The sequence below is a fragment of the Allobosea sp. LjRoot90 genome, assembly GCF_964254315.1.
Lineage (GTDB): Bacteria > Pseudomonadota > Alphaproteobacteria > Rhizobiales > Beijerinckiaceae > Allobosea.
Map to the genome: position 1 here is coordinate 620,527 of NZ_CAXUTF020000001.1, position 15,233 is coordinate 635,759.

Sequence of the window (15,233 nt, forward strand, 5' to 3'; positions counted from 1 at the left end):
CTCAGCGCCTCCTCGTGCCGAAGACCGACGAGAACCGCACCGCGCCGTGCTGCGTCGGCGCGGGGGCAACAGGCGGCGGAGCAGGGGGAGCGGGCGGCGGCTGGTAGGCGGGTGGTGCCGGATGCGAACTGGCCGGCTGATAGGGTGACGGTGTCGGCTGATAGGGCGCTGGAGCCGGTGGGGTGCCTGGCCGTGGCGGCTCGTAGCGCGGAACCTGCGTCGGCGCGGCGCGCCCATCACGAGCGCCCTCCATCACCGGCTGCTTGCTCAGCGCGATCCGGGTCGTGCCGGCCGGCAACACCTGCGTCACCGGCCCGCTGCGCGTGTCGGGCCGGCCGATCTGGCCGCGGGCGTCGAGCTGGGTCGCCGGGATCTGCGCGCGCTCGCCGACGCCACCGCCGCTCAGCGAGGACGCCCGTTTCGCCTGCTCGGACAGCGGCCAGTTCGCCTTCTCGGCCGCAACCTGCACGCATTCGACCAGCGCCGTATTCTTGGCGGCGCGCCGATGCGGTTTCATATCGCCATCGCGATAGGCGTTGAGGATACGCAGCTCCATCGGGTCCATGTTCGCGGCTTCGGCGAGGCGGTCCATCTGGACTTCGAGCGCGAAGTCGACCGCGGTGACGCCGAAGCCGCGCATGGCGGTGGACGGGCAGCGATTGGTGTAGGCGACATAGACGTCGGAGGCGACGTTGGGGATCCAGTACGGCCCCGGCAGATGCGCCGTGCACTTGACCGCCGCATAGCTCGACAGCCGCGTATAGGCGCCGGCGTCGAAATAGCTGCGGATATGGCGGGCGATGATCCGCCCGTCGCGCATCAGCCCATCCTTGATGTAGATGCGCTCGGCGCCGCGCGGCGAGCCGTAGAGCATCTCCTCCTCGCGATCGAGGACGAAACGCACCGGCCTTCCGGTCAGCATCGCGCCGAGCACGGCCAGCGGTTCGGTCAGGGTGTCGACCTTGCCGCCAAAGCCGCCGCCGACCGTGCCGCCGATGAAATGCAGCTGGTTCGACTCGACATTGACGATCTTGGCGGTCGTGCCCAGCGCGAAGAACAGGCCCTGGGCGCAGGAGTGCACGACGAAGCGGCCGTTCTGCTCGGGCGCGGCGATCGAGCCGTTGGTCTCCGTCGGCGCGTGCTCGATCGGCGACATCTGGTAGCGATGCTCCATCACGATGTCGGCGCCGGAAAAACCGCGCTCGACATCGCCGAAGCGCAGCTTCTGATGGTCGAAGCGCTCGTGATATTCAAAGTAGTTGCCGGGATAGGTCTCGTTGACCACCGGCGCGCCGGTTTTCAGGGTTTCCTCAACGTCGAACACCGCCGGCAGCGGGTCGTAGTCGATCCGGACCAGCTTGCAGGCCGCCTGCGCCTGCGCCTCGCTGTCGGCGAGGATCGCCACGACCGGCTCGCCCTTGTAGGCGACCTTGCTCACCGCCAGCGAAGGCTCGTCGTCCTTGCCGAAATTGATCAGGCTGAGCAGCGTGTTCTTGTTCACGGGGACGTCGGCGCCGCGCAGCACGCGCTTGACGCCGGGCGCGCGCTCGGCGGCCGAGGTATCGATCGCGCGGATGCGGGCATGATGATGCGGGCTGCGTACCACCTTGAGATGCAGCATGCCGTCGAAGGCGTGGTCGTCGAAGAAGCGGGTGCGCGCCGTGACATGGCCGGGCATGTCCTGGCGCTGCAAGGCTTTGCCGACGACGTTGAGATTGTCGTCGCGCTCGTCGGCGAACAGGTCCTTGCGCATCTCGAGCATGGCGGGTTCCTTCTTCAGGCCCGGCGCGCGCCGGGCGCGCCCGCTGCGGCGAGAATGGCGGCGATGATCGGCTCGTAACCGGTGCAGCGGCAGATATTGCCGCTGATCGCCTCGACGACCTCGTCGCGGCTCGGCTGCGGGTTCTTCGCCAGCAGCGCCCGCGCGGCGGTCAGCATGCCGGGCGTGCAGAAGCCGCATTGGGCGGCGAAATGGTCCATGAAGGCGGCCTGCAGCGGATGCAGCTCCGGGCCATCAGCCATCCCCGAGGTGGTCTCGATCTGGCGGCCCTCGCAGGAGACCGCGAGCGTCAGGCAGGCGAGCTGCGGTTCGCCGTCGACCAGCACGGTGCAGACGCCGCAGGTGCCCTGGCCGCAGCCATATTTGGGACCGAAGTCGCCGAGCCCACGCCGAAGCGTATCGAGCAGATTGCTCGCCGGATCGACGAAGGTGGCGCGATCGCTGCCATTGAGGCGGAACTGGACCGGGAGCTTGGCCATGGCGCGCCTCCTCAGCGCGGCTCGCCGGCGAGCAGCCGGCCGAGATGGACGGGGAGGATCTCGCGCCGGTACCACTCGCTCGCGATCGCATCTGTCGCCGGCCGGCAGCCTTCGAGCGCCGCCTGCTTTGCGGCCTGGATCGCCGCCTGGTCGAGCGGCTTGCCGTCGAGCGCGCGCTCGACGCCGCGAGCGCGGATCGGGGTCGGCGCCATCGCGCCATAAGCCACCCGCGCCTGCGCGACGCGGCCGCCCGAGAGCGGCAGATAGGCCGCGATCGAGAGCACCGAGATGCCCTTCGGCTTGACCCGGCTGATCTTGCGGAAATGGAGCTCGGCCGGGTTCTTCGGCCTGGCGAACTGAACCGCGGTGACCAGGCCCTGGCCGCCGCGCTCGCGTGCGCTCAGGAAATCCTCCAGCGATACCGCGCGGCCCGAGCCATAGCCGGATTGCAGCACGATTTGCGCATCGAGCGCCAGCAGCGCCACGGTGAAATCGCCATAGGGCGTAGCGGCGAAGAGGTTGCCGCCGATCGTCGCCATCGTCCGCACCGCCGGCCCGCCGATGCCGCGCGCCGGAGCGTGCAGATAAGCAAGGTCGCGGCTTGCCAGCACCATCGCCATGGTCACGCCGGCGCCGAGCTCGACGCGGGCGCCGCCGGCGCTGATCTGGCGGAAGGCCGGATCGGTGACGCGCACGAGCGTGCCCTCGGTCAGCCGGCCCTCATTGACCTCGCGCATCACCAATGTGCCGCCGCCGATGAGAAGCGCCTGACGGTCGCCGGAGAGGATGCCGGCGGCCTCCGACAGGCTCGCGCAGGTTCTCAGATCGAGCATGTCAGACCTCCTCGCCGACGATCTGCGGCAGGCGGCGGACCGCCTCGATGCCGTTGGTGTAGACCTCGTCGCCGACGAGCCTGGCGAGCTCCGCCTCCCGCCCGGGCGGCGTGGTGAAGCGGCTTTCCCAATGCCAGAAGCTGCGATTGCCGTCGGTCACCGGCAACAGGCGGACATGGGCGACGTAGTTGAACAGCGGGATCGGCGTATCGAGCAGGCAGTAGCTGAAGGTCATTTCGAGGTCGGAGAGCGTCAGCAGCTGCTCGCGCAGTTCGCTGCCGTCGCGCAGGACGAAGCGCCTGATGCAACCGACGCGGTCGGCCGGGTAGGCGCGTTCGATCTCGCTCCGCGCCACGATCGGGTGCCACTTGTCGTGCCCGTTGAAGTCGCGCAGGACCGACCAGAGCCGGTCCGCCGGCGTATCGATGATCGTGCTGCGGACGACATGGGGCATGGCTATCCCCCAAAGGCGCGCTTGAGGGCGTCGAAGCCGCCCTGGAAGACATTGGTGCCGATGCCTGCGACCAGCTCGGCCTCCTTCTCCGGCGCGCAGTCGAAATCGGCAGACCACTCGATGAAGGTCCGCTCCTGGTCGGTAATCGGCGTCAGCCGCAGCGTCGCGACGTAGTTCGTCAGCGGCATCGGCGAGTCGAGGATCGCATAGGTGCAGAACATGTCGTAGTCGGAGAGACCGAGGAGCTGCTCGCGCAACCGGTCGCCGCTGCGCAGCGAGAAGGCGCGGATGCAGCCGACCTTGTCGGCGGGCTCGCCGTTCTCGATCCGGCTCTCGGCGATGCGGGGGTGCCAGTTCGGCAGGCCGTTGAAATCGCGCAGCCGGGCCCAGACCTTGGCGGCGGGGGCGGCGATGACGCTGGAAACGTAGACGCGGGCCATCGGTCAGCGCCTCACGATTTCTTGCCGGAGCCGGAGCGGCCGCCGCCTTCGGGGGCAGGTTCGCCACCACCGTCCTTCGGCTTGGCCGGTTGCGCTTCCTTGGCGACGCGCTGCAAGTCGGAGGCCTCGCGCATCAGCCCGCCCATCTTGGCGAGATTGCCGCCCTCGATGCCGATCTCCTTCAGCACCTGGTCGATCATCGGCGCCTGGACCCGGTAGCGCAGCGCCGACTCGATGACCTCGTCGGTGGGCGAGCGTGCCGCGCCACCGCTGCCGCTGGCCGCTCCGGCGAGCCCGTCGACATGCAGGATGCGGATGCCCTCGATCTTCTCCAACGGCTTGACGCTCTCGCGCACGATGCCCTCGATCTTGTCGAGCAGGCGGCGGCGGAACAGCCCGTAGCGGGCGCCATCGCTGAGCACGTTCTCGGCCTCGTAGAGCAGCTTCTGCGCCTCGGCATCGACGGCGCGGCGCACCTTCTCGGCCTCGGACGCGATACGGGACTCTTCGGCGGCCTTCTCGGCGAGCAGGATCTCCACGGTCTTGCGCCGCTGCGCGCTCTCGCTCTCGCGGACGGTCTTGACCTTTTCCTCGGCCTCGACCGCCTTGGCGCGGGCGATCTCCGCACTGGCCTGCGCCGCCGATTCCTCCAGCGACTTGGCGTAGATGGCGATGGCCTTGTCCATGGCGGCCGTCTCGACCTCGCGTTCGCGCCCGATCTCGAGCTTGCGCAGTTCGCGCTGGCGGCCGACGCGGGCCTCGTCGAGGCCGCGATCGGAGGAGATGCGGGCCCGCTCGACCTCCTCGTTCGAGACGATCTGCGCTTCCTGCAGCGCCTGATTGCGCGCGATTTCCAGTTGCTCCAGCGCACGGCGACGCTCGATCCGCACCGCTTCCAACGCCTGCTCGCGGGCGATGTCGACGGTCTCGACCTGCTGGCGCGCGGTGATCTCGGCCTGGCGCAGCGACTTGTCGGCGTCGGTGCGCTCGACCTTCTTGGCGGCGAGCACGATCGCGCGCTCTTCTTCGGCGACCTCGATCGCCTCCTTCTGGGCGATCTGCAGCATCTCGCGGGTCTTGCTCGAATTGATCCGCTCTTCGTCGAGACCGAGCTCGGTCGCAATCCGCTGGCGCTCGACCGCGTCGCGGCGCTTCAGCTCAGCGGTGTCGAGCTCGGCATTGCGCTTGATCTCGAGCCCCTTGGTCGCGAGCTCGGCGGCGATGCGCCCGGCCGCAACGACCTTCTCCTGGCCGATGCGGGCGGCTTCAGTCGCTTCGCGGGCCGAGATTTCGGCCGTGTCGATCGCTTCGGTGCGCCCGATCTCGAGGAGGCTCTTGCGCTGGTCGAGTGCGATCCGGTCGGCCATGATCGCGTCTTCCTGGGCAATCCTTGCCCTCTCGACCGCTTCACGCGCGCTGATCTCAGCCTCGTCCAGTGCTCTGTTGCGGGCGATCTGGAGGGCGCGCACGCGCTCCTCCTGGCCGATGCGGGCGGTTTCGACCGCCTCACGCGCCGCGATATCTTCCTGGTCGAGCGTGCGGGTGCGCTCGATCTCGCGGTTGCGGACCTCCTGCTCGCGGGTGATGCGCTCGCCATTCACCGAAGCCTCCTGCAGGATGCGGGCCTTCTCGGTGGACTCGCGCGCGTCGATCTCCGCGGCTTCCAGCACCTTGGTGCGCTCGATCTCCTGCTGCCTGATCTCGCGCTCGGAGGTGATGCGGGCGGCGTTGATCGTCTGCTCGTTGGCGATGCGCGCCTTCTCGACATGCTCGCGAGCGACGATTTCGGCCTCCTCGACCGCCTGTGTCCGGGCGATCTCCTGCTGGCGGATATCCCTTTCCGAAGCGATGCGCGCTTCGCTGATCCCGCGCTCATTGGCGATGCGCGATTTCTCGATCTCTTCGCGCGAGGAAATCTGCGCCTGCTCGGCCTCGGTATCGCGGATGGCGCGCTCGCGGGCGACCTCGGCGCGCTGCATGGCGCGCTTGATCTCGATCTCGCGCTGCTGGTCGAGACGCGCCGTCTCGCTCTCGCGCTCGATGTCGAGCGCCTGGCGCTCGGCTTCGAGATTGCGGGTGCGGATGCGGATCATCGAGTCCTGCTCGATGTCGTTGCGCAGCTTCCGCTTGTCCTCGATCTCTTCGATGATCCGCGTCAGACCGGCGGCGTCGAAGCGGTTGGACGGGTTGAAATATTGCAGGTCGGTCTGGTCGAGGTCGGTGAGCGCGACCGATTCCAGCAGGAGGCCATTCTGGTCGAGCGCCTCGGCGGCGGCATCCTTGACGCGCTGGACATAGGCGCCGCGCTGCTCGTGCATCTCCTCCATCGTCATCTCGGAGGCGACCGTCCTGAGAGCGGAGATGAACTTGCCGGACAGGAGGGCATGAAGCTGGTCCGGCTGCAGGGTGCGCCGGCCGAGCGTGGCCGCGGCGATCGAGACCGACTGCCGCTCCGGTTTCACCCGGACATAGAACTCGGCGTCGATGTCGACGCGCATCCGGTCGCGAGTGATGAGCGCGTCGTTGCTCGCCCGCGTCACCGCGAGCTGCAGCACGTTCATGTTGACCGGCGTGACGTCGTGGATGATCGGCAGCACGAAGGCGCCGCCATTGATCACGACCTTTTCGCCGAACAGGCCGGTGCGGACGAAGGAGACCTCCTTCGAGGACCGGCGATAGAGCCAGTTCACCAGATAGACGACGATGGCGATGATGATCACCGCCACGATCAGCCAGAGGATCAGCGATCCGATCAGCTGCCCCGTCATGTCATCATCCTCCCGCCCGTGCCCGGGTCATTTCGTCTTGCCGGGCTTGCGCGCCGGCTTGCTGGCTTTGAGGTCGCGGCCGATCTGCTTGAAGGCGCGGGTCTGATCGCGGATCGCGACCTCGACCGGCAGGCGCTCCATCGAGGACGCGCCGTAGAAGCCGTGGCAGTTGACCGTGTTCTTCATGATGAAGTCGGCATCGGCCGGCTCGGCGACCGGCCCGCCATGGACGAGGATGATCGCATCCTTCTTCACGGCGAGCGCAGCCTTGGCCCAGCGCTCGACCAGCGCCGGGCTATCCTCGAGCTTCAACGCCGTCCCGGCGCCGATCGAGCCGCCGGTGGTGAGGCCAAGATGGCAGACGATGATGTCGGCGCCGGCCTTCGCCATCGCCCGGGCGTCGTCCTCGCAAAAGACGTAAGGCGTCGTCAGCAGGCCCTTGGCACTGGCGAGGGCGATCATCTCGACCTCGAGGCCAAAGCCCATGCCGGTCTCTTCGAGATTGGCGCGGAAGGTGCCGTCGATCAGCCCGACGGTCGGGAAATTCTGCACGCCGGAGAAGCCGATGCGCTGGACCTCGTCGAGGAAGGTGTCCATCCGCCGGAACGGATCGGTACCGCAGACGCCGGCGATCACCGGCGTCGCCTTCACGACCGGCAGCACCTCGGCCGCCATCTCCATGACGATGGCGTTGGCGTCGCCATAGGGCATCAAGCCGGAGAGCGAGCCGCGGCCGGCCATGCGGTAGCGGCCGGAATTATAGATCACGATCAGGTCGATGCCGCCCAGCTCCTCGCATTTGGCGGACAGACCCGTGCCGGCGCCGCCGCCGACGATTGGCTCGCCCCTGGCGATCATCGCCCGAAAGTGCTTCAGCAGGGCCTTCTTGTCGAAGCGCGTCATGACCTGCCTCCGGCCCGCTCGCGCCGCCGGCCGGCGTGCAGCGCGCGGAACTGTTGCACCAATGCGGCGGCGAAGGCGGGGTCGTTGATGTGGAGCGGCAGGCGGATGAGCTGCCGGTTCGGGCCGGTGCGCACCGTCTGCTCCAGCGCCTGGAACAAGGCCGCGTCGGCGGCCGGGTCGTGAAATGCTTGGCCGGGCGCATCCAGCGCCGAGACGCCGAGCTCGGGGATCAGGAAGCGGACCGGCCCTTCCATCTGGTTCAGCCGCTCGCCGATCCAGCGGCCCATGCGCGTGTTCTCCTCCGCCGTCGTCCGCATCAGGGTGATCTGCGGGTTGTGCGGGTAGAGCAGGCGGCCGCGATAGCGCTCGGGCACGCTGTCAGGCGCGGCGAAGTTCACCATGTCGAGCGCGCCGACCGAGCCGACATAGGGGATGCGGGTGCGAATGATCGCGCCGAAGCGATCTTCAGTCGCCGGCAGGATGCCGCCCATCAGCATGTCGCAGATCTCGGTGGTCGAGACGTCGATCACCGCGCCGACGAGCTCGGAATCGACCAGCTTCTCCAGCGAGCGGCCGCCGGTGCCGGTGGCGTGGAAGACGAGCGGCTCCCATTCCCCGGCGAGGAGTTTGGCGACCTGCTGCACGCAAGGCGTGGTCACGCCGAACATGGTGAGCCCGACCAGGGGCTTCTCGGGATCCCGGCGGCGCGGCCCTTCGGGCTTGAGCTCGGCGAGGCGGGCCTTGGCCATGGCGGCGATGGCGTGCGCGCCATTGCCGAGCACGAGGCGGGAGACGCGGTTGATGCCCTGCACATCGGTGACGGCGTGCAGCATCGCGATGTCGGTGGCGCCGACATAGGCGCGGACATCGCCCGAGGCCATGGTCGAGATCATCAGCTTGGGCAGGCCGACCGGCAGCGCCTGCATCGCCGGCGTCACCATCGCGGTCGCGCCCGAGCCTCCGGCCGAGATGATCCCGAGCAAGCCCTGCTGGCGCGGCAGCCAGGCCTTGAACGCCTCCGTCATCGCCGCGACCGCGGTGCCGCGATCGCCAGAGGCGATGCCGGCCGAGCCTTTCGGATGGGCGAGGGCGACCTCCTGCGGCGTGACATCGCCGCCGGCGCTGCGGCCGGATGTCGACAGGTCGACGAGGCGGGTGCGCAGGCCCTCGGCCCGGATCAGGTCGCGGATGAAGCGCAGCTCCTCGCCCTTGGTGTCGAGCGTACCGGCGATGACGACGTAAGGTTCGCTGCTCGCCGCGGCCGCGAGCGGCCGGATCCCGCCGATCGGTTGGCCATCGCGGGTCGCCAGCGTCGGGCGCGAGATGGTGCGGGCCTGAGCCTCGATCCGTGCGGCCGGCACGGCTTGCGACCAGCGGTTCGGGATGACCGGGTTCGAGACATAGACGCGGATCGGCCCGGTCGGAGCGGGGGAGGCGGCCTCCGCGGCCGCGCCGGGACGCGCCGCGTCCGACACCGCATCGGTCTCGTCATGGCCATGGCGGCCGACGCCGAGCAGGCGCTGCTGCAATTCGCGATCGCCGGCGAGCGTCGCGGAGGCGATGATGCGGTTGATCCGGCCGTTGACCATGATCGCGACGGGGTCGGACATCTGCGTGGCGACGCCGATGTTCTGCTCGATCACCAGGATCGCGACCTCACCCTGCTCCGCGAGCCGGACCAGCATCTCCTCGACATGGGCGACGATGACCGGGGCGAGCCCTTCGGTCGGCTCATCCATGACGAGGAGGCGCGGATTGAGCAGCAGCGCCCGGCTGATCGCCAGCATCTGCTGCTCGCCGCCGGAGAGCTGGCCGCCGCCATTGTTGCGGCGCTCGGCCAGGCGCGGAAAGGCTTCGTAGATGCGCTCGGGTGTCCAGGGCCCGCGCTTGCCGCGCTGCATCAGCCGCAAATGCTCGTCGACCGTCAGCGAGCGCCAGAGCCGGCGGCCCTGCGGCACGTAGCCGATGCCGAGCCGCGCCACCTCCGCGGGGGAACGGCCGGCGATCTCCTCGCCGAAGAAGCGGATCGAGCCGGAGCTGATCGGCACCAGTCCCATGATCGCCTTGCACATGGTCGTCTTGCCCATGCCGTTGCGACCGACGACGGAGAGGACGCCGTGCTGCAGCGTGAGGTCGACGCCCTGGACGGCGTGCGAGCGGCCATAGAAGACGTTGAGGCCCGCGATCTGCAGGATCGGAACGCCGGCGGCGGGCGGGGCTTTCAGGCGCTCAGCCATGACCGCCCCCCAGATAGAGTTCCTGCACCTCGGGATCGGACTCGATCTCGTCCGGCCGGCCTTCCTTGAAGATGCGGCCGTTGTGCATCATCGTCACGCTCTCGACGACGCGCAGCGCCACGTCCATGTCGTGCTCGATGATGATGTAGCCGATATGGGCCGGGAGCGAGGTCAGGATCCGGACGAGATCCTGACGCTCGGTCGGCGACAGTCCAGCCGCCGGCTCGTCGAACAGGATGAAGCGCGGCGCGCCCGAGAGGGCGAGCGCGATCTCGAGCTGGCGCTGCTGGCCATAGGCGAGCTCCCCGACCAGCCGGTCCTTGACGGCCGTCAGGTGAACGGCATCGACCAGACTCTCGGCCGCATGCTGGAGCGTATCGTCACGGCGCGGCCGCCGCAGCGAGAAGCGGTTCCGCGAGACCCCGCGGCAGGCGAGGTAGACATTGTCGACCACCGTCAGCCCGGCGAAGAGCGAGGAGATCTGATAGGTGCGCCTGAGGCCGCGGCGGATACGCTCATGCGGCGGGAAAGTCGTCACATCCTCGCCGAAGAAGCGGATGACGCCGGAGCTCGGCGTGAAATCGCCGGTGACGCAGTTGAACAGCGTGGTCTTGCCGGCGCCGTTCGAGCCGAGCACCGCCCGCCGCTCGCCGGGCCGGACCGACAGCGTGACGTCGGACAAGGCCGCGAGCGCCCCGAACAGGCGCGAGACACCGCGCAGTTCGAGCGCATTGGCCGAGCCGGCCGTGCTCAGCCGGTCCAGGCTCGGCACGGCGCTCATGGCGCGCCTCCGCCGACCCGCATCTGTGCTGCCTGCGTTTCGCGGCTCTTGCGATAGCGGTCGCGCAGGCGCTGCCAGATGCCGATCAGCCCGTCCGGCGAGAACAGCACGATGACGAGGAAGCCGAGGCCGATCAGCAGCTGATAGCGCTTGCCCTCGAACCCGACCGCTTCGAGCAGGTCGAGCGCGAAGGTTCGCAGCAGCACATAGACCAGCGCACCGATGAACGGGCCGATCGGGCGGCTGAGGCCGCCGACTACGGCGATGATCAGGATGTCGACCACCGGTCCGACACCGCCGGTTCCGGGCGAGACCTGGCGCTGGTACCAGACCAGCAGTACCCCAGCGAAAGCGGCGATCACCGAAGCGAAGGCATAGGCGGCGATGCGATGGGCGACGACGTCGAAGCCGAGCGCCGCCATGCGCCTGGGATTGTCGCGCGTGCCCTGCAAGGCAAGGCCGAATGGGGCGCGCGAGACATAGACGACCACCGCATAGGCGAGGGCGGCACAGCCGAGCGTCAGGTAGTAAAACGGCACGGTGCTGCCCCAGTCGACCCCGAGGAAGATCGGAGGAAGAACCCCGTTGAAGCCGCTGAAACCGTTGAAGATCGTGTAATTCTGCAGCGTCAGGTAATAGAAGGCCGATCCGATCGCGAGCGTGATCATGATCGTGTAGATGCCCTCGGTCCGGACCGAGAGCATGCCGCCCAGCGTGCCGAACAGGGTGGCCAGCAGGATCGCGACCGGGACCGCCGTCCACCACGGCCATTTCAGGCTGATCTGGGTGATGGCGCTGTCGCCGAAGATGGCGACGAGATAGGCGGCGAAGGCCGCCACGGTCATCTGAATCAGGCTGACGATGCCGCCATAGCCGGCGAGGAACATCAGGCTGAGCGCGATCATGCCGAGGATCATCGCGTAGGCCAGGATCTGGACGAGCCAGAACGGGTTCGCGATCAGCGGCATCACCAGCAGCAGCGCGGCGACGATCCAGAACGCCGTGCCCTGCCGGGCAATTACCTCGCTGAGCCCTTCGCGCGGGCGCGGAGTGGCAATCGCGAGGCGGGGTTCTGCGAGCGCCATCTTTAGCGCCTCACCGCCGCCAGGCCCTGCGGCCGGATCGCCAGCACCACGACCATGATGACGAAGGTCAGCATCACCGCGTAGGTCGGCATGTAGACCGAGCCGAACTGCTCGGCGAGGCCGACGATGAGCGCTCCCATCGCCGCGCCGGGGATCGAGCCCATGCCGCCGACGATGACGACGACGAGCGATGACAGCAGGATCTTGGTGTCTTCGCCGGGCTGGAGCGACTGGAAGGTGCCGCCGACGACGCCGGCGAGGCCGGCGAGCCCGGCACCGAAAGCGAAGACCATGATGAAGACGAGCTGCACGCGCACGCCGGTCGCCGAAAGCATGTCGCGGTCATCGACGCCGGCGCGCACCAGCATGCCGATGCGCGTGCGGTTGAGCACCAGCCACATTCCGACGCCGAGGATGATCGCGCCGATCAGGATCGCTATACGGACCAGCGGGTACATCATCATCACTGCCTCGCCATTGCTGCGCAGCGCGACGACGAAAGGCAGCTGCACCGGGCCGGAGAGCCAGTCCGGCGTCGTCACCTGGAAGGTGTCGCCGCCATAACCCCAGAGCAGTAGGTCGGCGACGATGATCGAGAGCCCGATCGTCACCAGCGTCTGGCGCAGGTCCTGTCCTTCCATCCAGCGGAAGAGCAGCACCTGCATCAGCATGCCGGCCAAAGCGACGACGACGAAGGCGCCGATCAGCGCGGCGAACCAGGATCCGGTGAGGTTTCCGATGCTGTAGCCGACATAGCCGCCGAACAGATAGAGCGAGCCATGCGCCAGGTTGACGTTGCGCATCAGGCCGAAGATCAGCGTGAAGCCGCTGGCGACGAGGAAATAGAGCCCACCGAGCGTGATGCCGTTGAAGAGCGCGCTCAGGAAGACGCGCTTCCTGCCGAAGGTCAGCTCCATCCACGGCGTCCAGACCGCGAAGACCAGGAAGGCGAGGAGGGCGATCGCGATCAGGATGATCAGCGACCAGATCGGGCGGCGGCCGATGAAATCAGACATGGCTCGCCTGCGATTGCGGCAGGCCAACGGTCCGCAGCGCTCGCCGATAGTCGCGCGGCGCCATGCCCATATGAGCGGTGAAGAAGCGGGTGAAGACGCTCTGGCCGGAGAAGCCGAGGCTGTGGCTGATGCTGGTCACCGGGTCGCTCGAGAGAACGATCCGGTCAAGCGCCGCGTCGAGCCGGACCGTATTGGCGAAGACCGTCGGCGTGACGCCGACCTGCTCGCGGAAGAGCTTGAAGAAATGGGCGCGCGACAGCCCGGCTTCTCGTGCGACACGGGCGAGCGCGCCTTCGCAGGACGGGCGCTGCTCCAGCAGCCGGCAGGCGCGCAGCACGCGCCGGTCGACCGCGCCTTCCGCGGAGAGGTGCAGCAGCGAGGAGGCGAGCTCGGGCCCGATCGGTTCGCTGGAGGCCTGCGCCAGCGCCATCAGCACCGGGGCAAGGTTGAGCTCGCGATGCTGCGACAGCAGCATCTCGACCGCCTGATCGCGCCAGGCGGCGAGCTCGCGGGTCATGACCAGCTCGGAGGACGGGAAGACCAGCGAACCGGCCGACGGCATGGCCTGTGCCGCCAGCCATTCCGGCTTGAGATAAACGACGAGGAACAGCCCGAAGGCACCCGGCTGCTCTGGCTGGAAGTTATGCGGCTCCCAGGGATTGATCGCGACGCCCATGAAAGGATCGACCCGAACCGTGCAATCGTTGACGGTCACGAGCCCGCGCGATCCGTCGAGGAAGAAGATCAGATGAGCTTCCCTGTGGGCATGCACCACGAGCGGGCGGTCGAGATCGTAGATCGATACCCGTCCGAACGGACCGTGGCAGACCGCGACTGCGCGACTCATGGCTCCTCGCGTAGCAATGTCCGGTGGGTCAAGGCCGCCTCATCAGGTGAGCCTTGGCCCGATGGCGCACGCGAGCCGCGCGCGACATCGTCGACCGGAATGGGACGGCAGGCGGGAAAGGGCGCGTTTCCGGTTGCGTCCTTTCCCGGGAGTCAAGTGCTGGCGACTACGGCTTGCATTCCGGATTGGTCCGGGACGGAAGCCCGACAGCCTTGAACGCCTCGGCGGAGAGACCGAGCGTCTGCGAGACGTTCGGCACCGTCTTGACGAACTTGTTGGTGAGATCGCCATTGGCCGCCTCGACGACCTCGGTGATGAAGGTCGTGGCGATCGCCTGCCGGTTGTCGTCGAGCTTGATCGGGCCGTTGGGCGCATCGAGCTCGACCTTGGCGAGTTCGGCCCGAAGCTTGGCGCCGCCGTCGGAGAGATCGGCGTTCACTTTCTCAAGGCCGGTGGCCAACCCGTTGAAGGCATTGTGATAGTTTGTCGCGAACAGCGACGGGCTTGCGAAGCGCTTATCCGCCGGGAATGCGTCCTGATAAGCCTTGACCCAGGCCTTCCATTTCGGATCGTCCCAGGCATCCGCCACACCGCCCGAGGACGGGGTGCCGACGAGCAGGCGCTTGGCGTTGCCGCGAGACGACAGCACGGTCTGGTCGACCATGATCGAGCCGCCGACGAACTTCGCCTTGCCGCCTGTCTGGCCGTACTGGTTGAGGAAGTTCACGGAGTCGCCGCCGCCAAGCGCGAGGAAGACCGCGTCGACGTCATCGGGGATGTTGGCGATCACCGAGCCGAAATCCTTGGTGCCGAGCGGCACCCACTGACGCTGCACGATCTGGCCGCCGGCCTTGCAGTAGCCGAGCGCAAAGCCGAAGACCTGCGTATAGGGGAAGGAGTAGTCCTCGCCGATGACCGCAAGCTTCTTGTAGCCCTTGTCCTTGAAGACATACTCGCCGAGGCCGGCCATCCACATCGCGCCGTTGCTGTTGAAACGGAAGTAATTCGGCGATGGATTGACGTAGGTGGTCTCGAGCGCTCCCGAAGACGCGTCGACGACGGTGACGTTGGGAACCGTCTTCGAGTAGTCGCGCATCGCGATGCCCTCGGAGCCCGAGAGCGGGCCGAGGATGAGCTGGACCTTGTCCTGCTCGACGAGCTTGCGCGCGGCCCGGAGCGCCGAGTCCGGGCTGGCGTCGGTCGCCGCGATGATGAACTCGACCTCCCGGCCGGCAATCTTGCCGCCGCGTAGCTTCAGGGCAACCTGAGCACCGCGCACGCCGTCCTCGCCGCCCGACGTCAGCGCGCCCGAAAGCGTCGCCAGCATGCCGATCTTGAGTTTTTCCTGAGCCTGGCCGGTTCCACCGGCCGCAATCAAAGCGCCGACCGCAACGGCGGCCATAAGTGCCTTCCGCATTGCATTCACCTCCCTGCGTGGCCGACCGCGCCGAAGGTTTCCAACGGCGGAGCCGATGGCGGATTTTTGTTCCGCTCTAAATCTAGGCTAGCACAGGCCGGTCTACTGCCAAGGTCGTAGACATTGCCGAGGGTCTGCTTTTCGCCGCCGGAAGGGCTCGGCTGGGAGATATCGAACGTCAGCTATCGGTATC

At 67.8% G+C, this 15,233-nt stretch carries 13 protein-coding genes; all 13 read right to left on the reverse strand.

The window, feature by feature from the left end; translation table 11 throughout:
• Position 1: 1 nt before the first annotated feature.
• The 13 genes from ACSQ3M_RS03065 to ACSQ3M_RS03125 all read right to left on the reverse strand — a co-directional run bounded on the left by ACSQ3M_RS03065 (position 2) and on the right by ACSQ3M_RS03125 (position 15,040).
• Positions 2-1,762 carry a xanthine dehydrogenase family protein molybdopterin-binding subunit gene (locus ACSQ3M_RS03065; RefSeq protein ID WP_436148590.1) on the reverse strand — a complete coding sequence of 587 codons (1,761 nt, stop codon included), beginning with the start codon at positions 1,760-1,762 and terminating at the stop codon, positions 2-4.
• 14 nt (positions 1,763-1,776) lie between these two features.
• The gene (locus ACSQ3M_RS03070) at positions 1,777-2,259 is read right to left on the reverse strand and encodes a (2Fe-2S)-binding protein (protein WP_436148591.1); all 483 of its coding nucleotides are present in this window, start codon (positions 2,257-2,259) and stop codon (positions 1,777-1,779) included.
• Positions 2,260-2,270: 11 nt separating this feature from the next.
• On the reverse strand, positions 2,271-3,092 hold the full coding sequence (locus tag ACSQ3M_RS03075) for an FAD binding domain-containing protein (protein WP_436148592.1): 822 nt from the start codon (positions 3,090-3,092) through the stop codon (positions 2,271-2,273).
• A gap of 1 nt (position 3,093) precedes the next feature.
• Positions 3,094-3,546 (reverse strand): SRPBCC family protein, encoded by a 453-nt coding sequence (locus ACSQ3M_RS03080; RefSeq protein ID WP_436148593.1) that lies wholly within the window; start codon positions 3,544-3,546, stop codon positions 3,094-3,096.
• Positions 3,547-3,548: 2 nt separating this feature from the next.
• Entirely contained in the window at positions 3,549-3,986 is a 438-nt protein-coding gene (locus ACSQ3M_RS03085) for an SRPBCC family protein (protein ID WP_436148594.1), read from the reverse strand.
• An 11-nt stretch (positions 3,987-3,997) separates the two neighbouring features.
• Positions 3,998-6,754 carry a flotillin domain-containing protein gene (locus ACSQ3M_RS03090; protein WP_436148595.1) on the reverse strand — a complete coding sequence of 919 codons (2,757 nt, stop codon included), beginning with the start codon at positions 6,752-6,754 and terminating at the stop codon, positions 3,998-4,000.
• 27 nt (positions 6,755-6,781) lie between these two features.
• A complete protein-coding gene (locus ACSQ3M_RS03095; RefSeq protein WP_436148596.1) occupies positions 6,782-7,657 on the reverse strand; it encodes a phosphoenolpyruvate hydrolase family protein in 876 nt (291 codons plus the stop codon).
• Entirely contained in the window at positions 7,654-9,894 is a 2,241-nt protein-coding gene (locus ACSQ3M_RS03100; protein ID WP_436148597.1) for an ABC transporter permease, read from the reverse strand. The genes ACSQ3M_RS03095 and ACSQ3M_RS03100 overlap by 4 nt, the downstream gene beginning before the upstream one ends.
• A complete protein-coding gene (locus ACSQ3M_RS03105) occupies positions 9,887-10,675 on the reverse strand; it encodes an ABC transporter ATP-binding protein (RefSeq protein ID WP_436148598.1) in 789 nt (262 codons plus the stop codon). The genes ACSQ3M_RS03100 and ACSQ3M_RS03105 overlap by 8 nt, the downstream gene beginning before the upstream one ends.
• The gene (locus tag ACSQ3M_RS03110) at positions 10,672-11,760 is read right to left on the reverse strand and encodes a branched-chain amino acid ABC transporter permease (protein ID WP_436148599.1); all 1,089 of its coding nucleotides are present in this window, start codon (positions 11,758-11,760) and stop codon (positions 10,672-10,674) included. The genes ACSQ3M_RS03105 and ACSQ3M_RS03110 overlap by 4 nt, the downstream gene beginning before the upstream one ends.
• A gap of 2 nt (positions 11,761-11,762) precedes the next feature.
• Entirely contained in the window at positions 11,763-12,776 is a 1,014-nt protein-coding gene (locus ACSQ3M_RS03115) for a branched-chain amino acid ABC transporter permease (protein WP_436148600.1), read from the reverse strand.
• Positions 12,769-13,623: an AraC family transcriptional regulator gene (locus ACSQ3M_RS03120; protein WP_436148601.1), complete on the reverse strand. Its 855-nt coding sequence runs from the start codon at positions 13,621-13,623 to the stop codon at positions 12,769-12,771. Before ACSQ3M_RS03120 ends, ACSQ3M_RS03115 begins: the two co-directional genes overlap by 8 nt.
• A gap of 166 nt (positions 13,624-13,789) precedes the next feature.
• Positions 13,790-15,040: an ABC transporter substrate-binding protein gene (locus ACSQ3M_RS03125; RefSeq protein WP_436148602.1), complete on the reverse strand. Its 1,251-nt coding sequence runs from the start codon at positions 15,038-15,040 to the stop codon at positions 13,790-13,792.
• Between the last annotated feature and the right edge of the window lie 193 nt (positions 15,041-15,233).

Excerpts from the sequence above, each read along its gene's own strand:
- ACSQ3M_RS03115 (WP_436148600.1), bottom strand. The coding sequence starts at position 12,776 with ATGTCTGATTTCATCGGCCGCCGCCCGATCTGGTCGCTGATCATCCTG.
- ACSQ3M_RS03065 (WP_436148590.1), bottom strand. The coding sequence starts at position 1,762 with ATGCTCGAGATGCGCAAGGACCTGTTCGCCGACGAGCGCGACGACAAT.
- ACSQ3M_RS03125 (WP_436148602.1), bottom strand. The coding sequence starts at position 15,040 with ATGCGGAAGGCACTTATGGCCGCCGTTGCGGTCGGCGCTTTGATTGCG.
- ACSQ3M_RS03075 (WP_436148592.1), bottom strand. The coding sequence starts at position 3,092 with ATGCTCGATCTGAGAACCTGCGCGAGCCTGTCGGAGGCCGCCGGCATC.
- ACSQ3M_RS03080 (WP_436148593.1), bottom strand. The coding sequence starts at position 3,546 with ATGCCCCATGTCGTCCGCAGCACGATCATCGATACGCCGGCGGACCGG.
- ACSQ3M_RS03110 (WP_436148599.1), bottom strand. The coding sequence starts at position 11,760 with ATGGCGCTCGCAGAACCCCGCCTCGCGATTGCCACTCCGCGCCCGCGC.
- ACSQ3M_RS03100 (WP_436148597.1), bottom strand. The coding sequence starts at position 9,894 with ATGGCTGAGCGCCTGAAAGCCCCGCCCGCCGCCGGCGTTCCGATCCTG.
- ACSQ3M_RS03090 (WP_436148595.1), bottom strand. The coding sequence starts at position 6,754 with ATGACGGGGCAGCTGATCGGATCGCTGATCCTCTGGCTGATCGTGGCG.
- ACSQ3M_RS03070 (WP_436148591.1), bottom strand. The coding sequence starts at position 2,259 with ATGGCCAAGCTCCCGGTCCAGTTCCGCCTCAATGGCAGCGATCGCGCC.
- ACSQ3M_RS03120 (WP_436148601.1), bottom strand. The coding sequence starts at position 13,623 with ATGAGTCGCGCAGTCGCGGTCTGCCACGGTCCGTTCGGACGGGTATCG.
- ACSQ3M_RS03085 (WP_436148594.1), bottom strand. The coding sequence starts at position 3,986 with ATGGCCCGCGTCTACGTTTCCAGCGTCATCGCCGCCCCCGCCGCCAAG.
- ACSQ3M_RS03105 (WP_436148598.1), bottom strand. The coding sequence starts at position 10,675 with ATGAGCGCCGTGCCGAGCCTGGACCGGCTGAGCACGGCCGGCTCGGCC.
- ACSQ3M_RS03095 (WP_436148596.1), bottom strand. The coding sequence starts at position 7,657 with ATGACGCGCTTCGACAAGAAGGCCCTGCTGAAGCACTTTCGGGCGATG.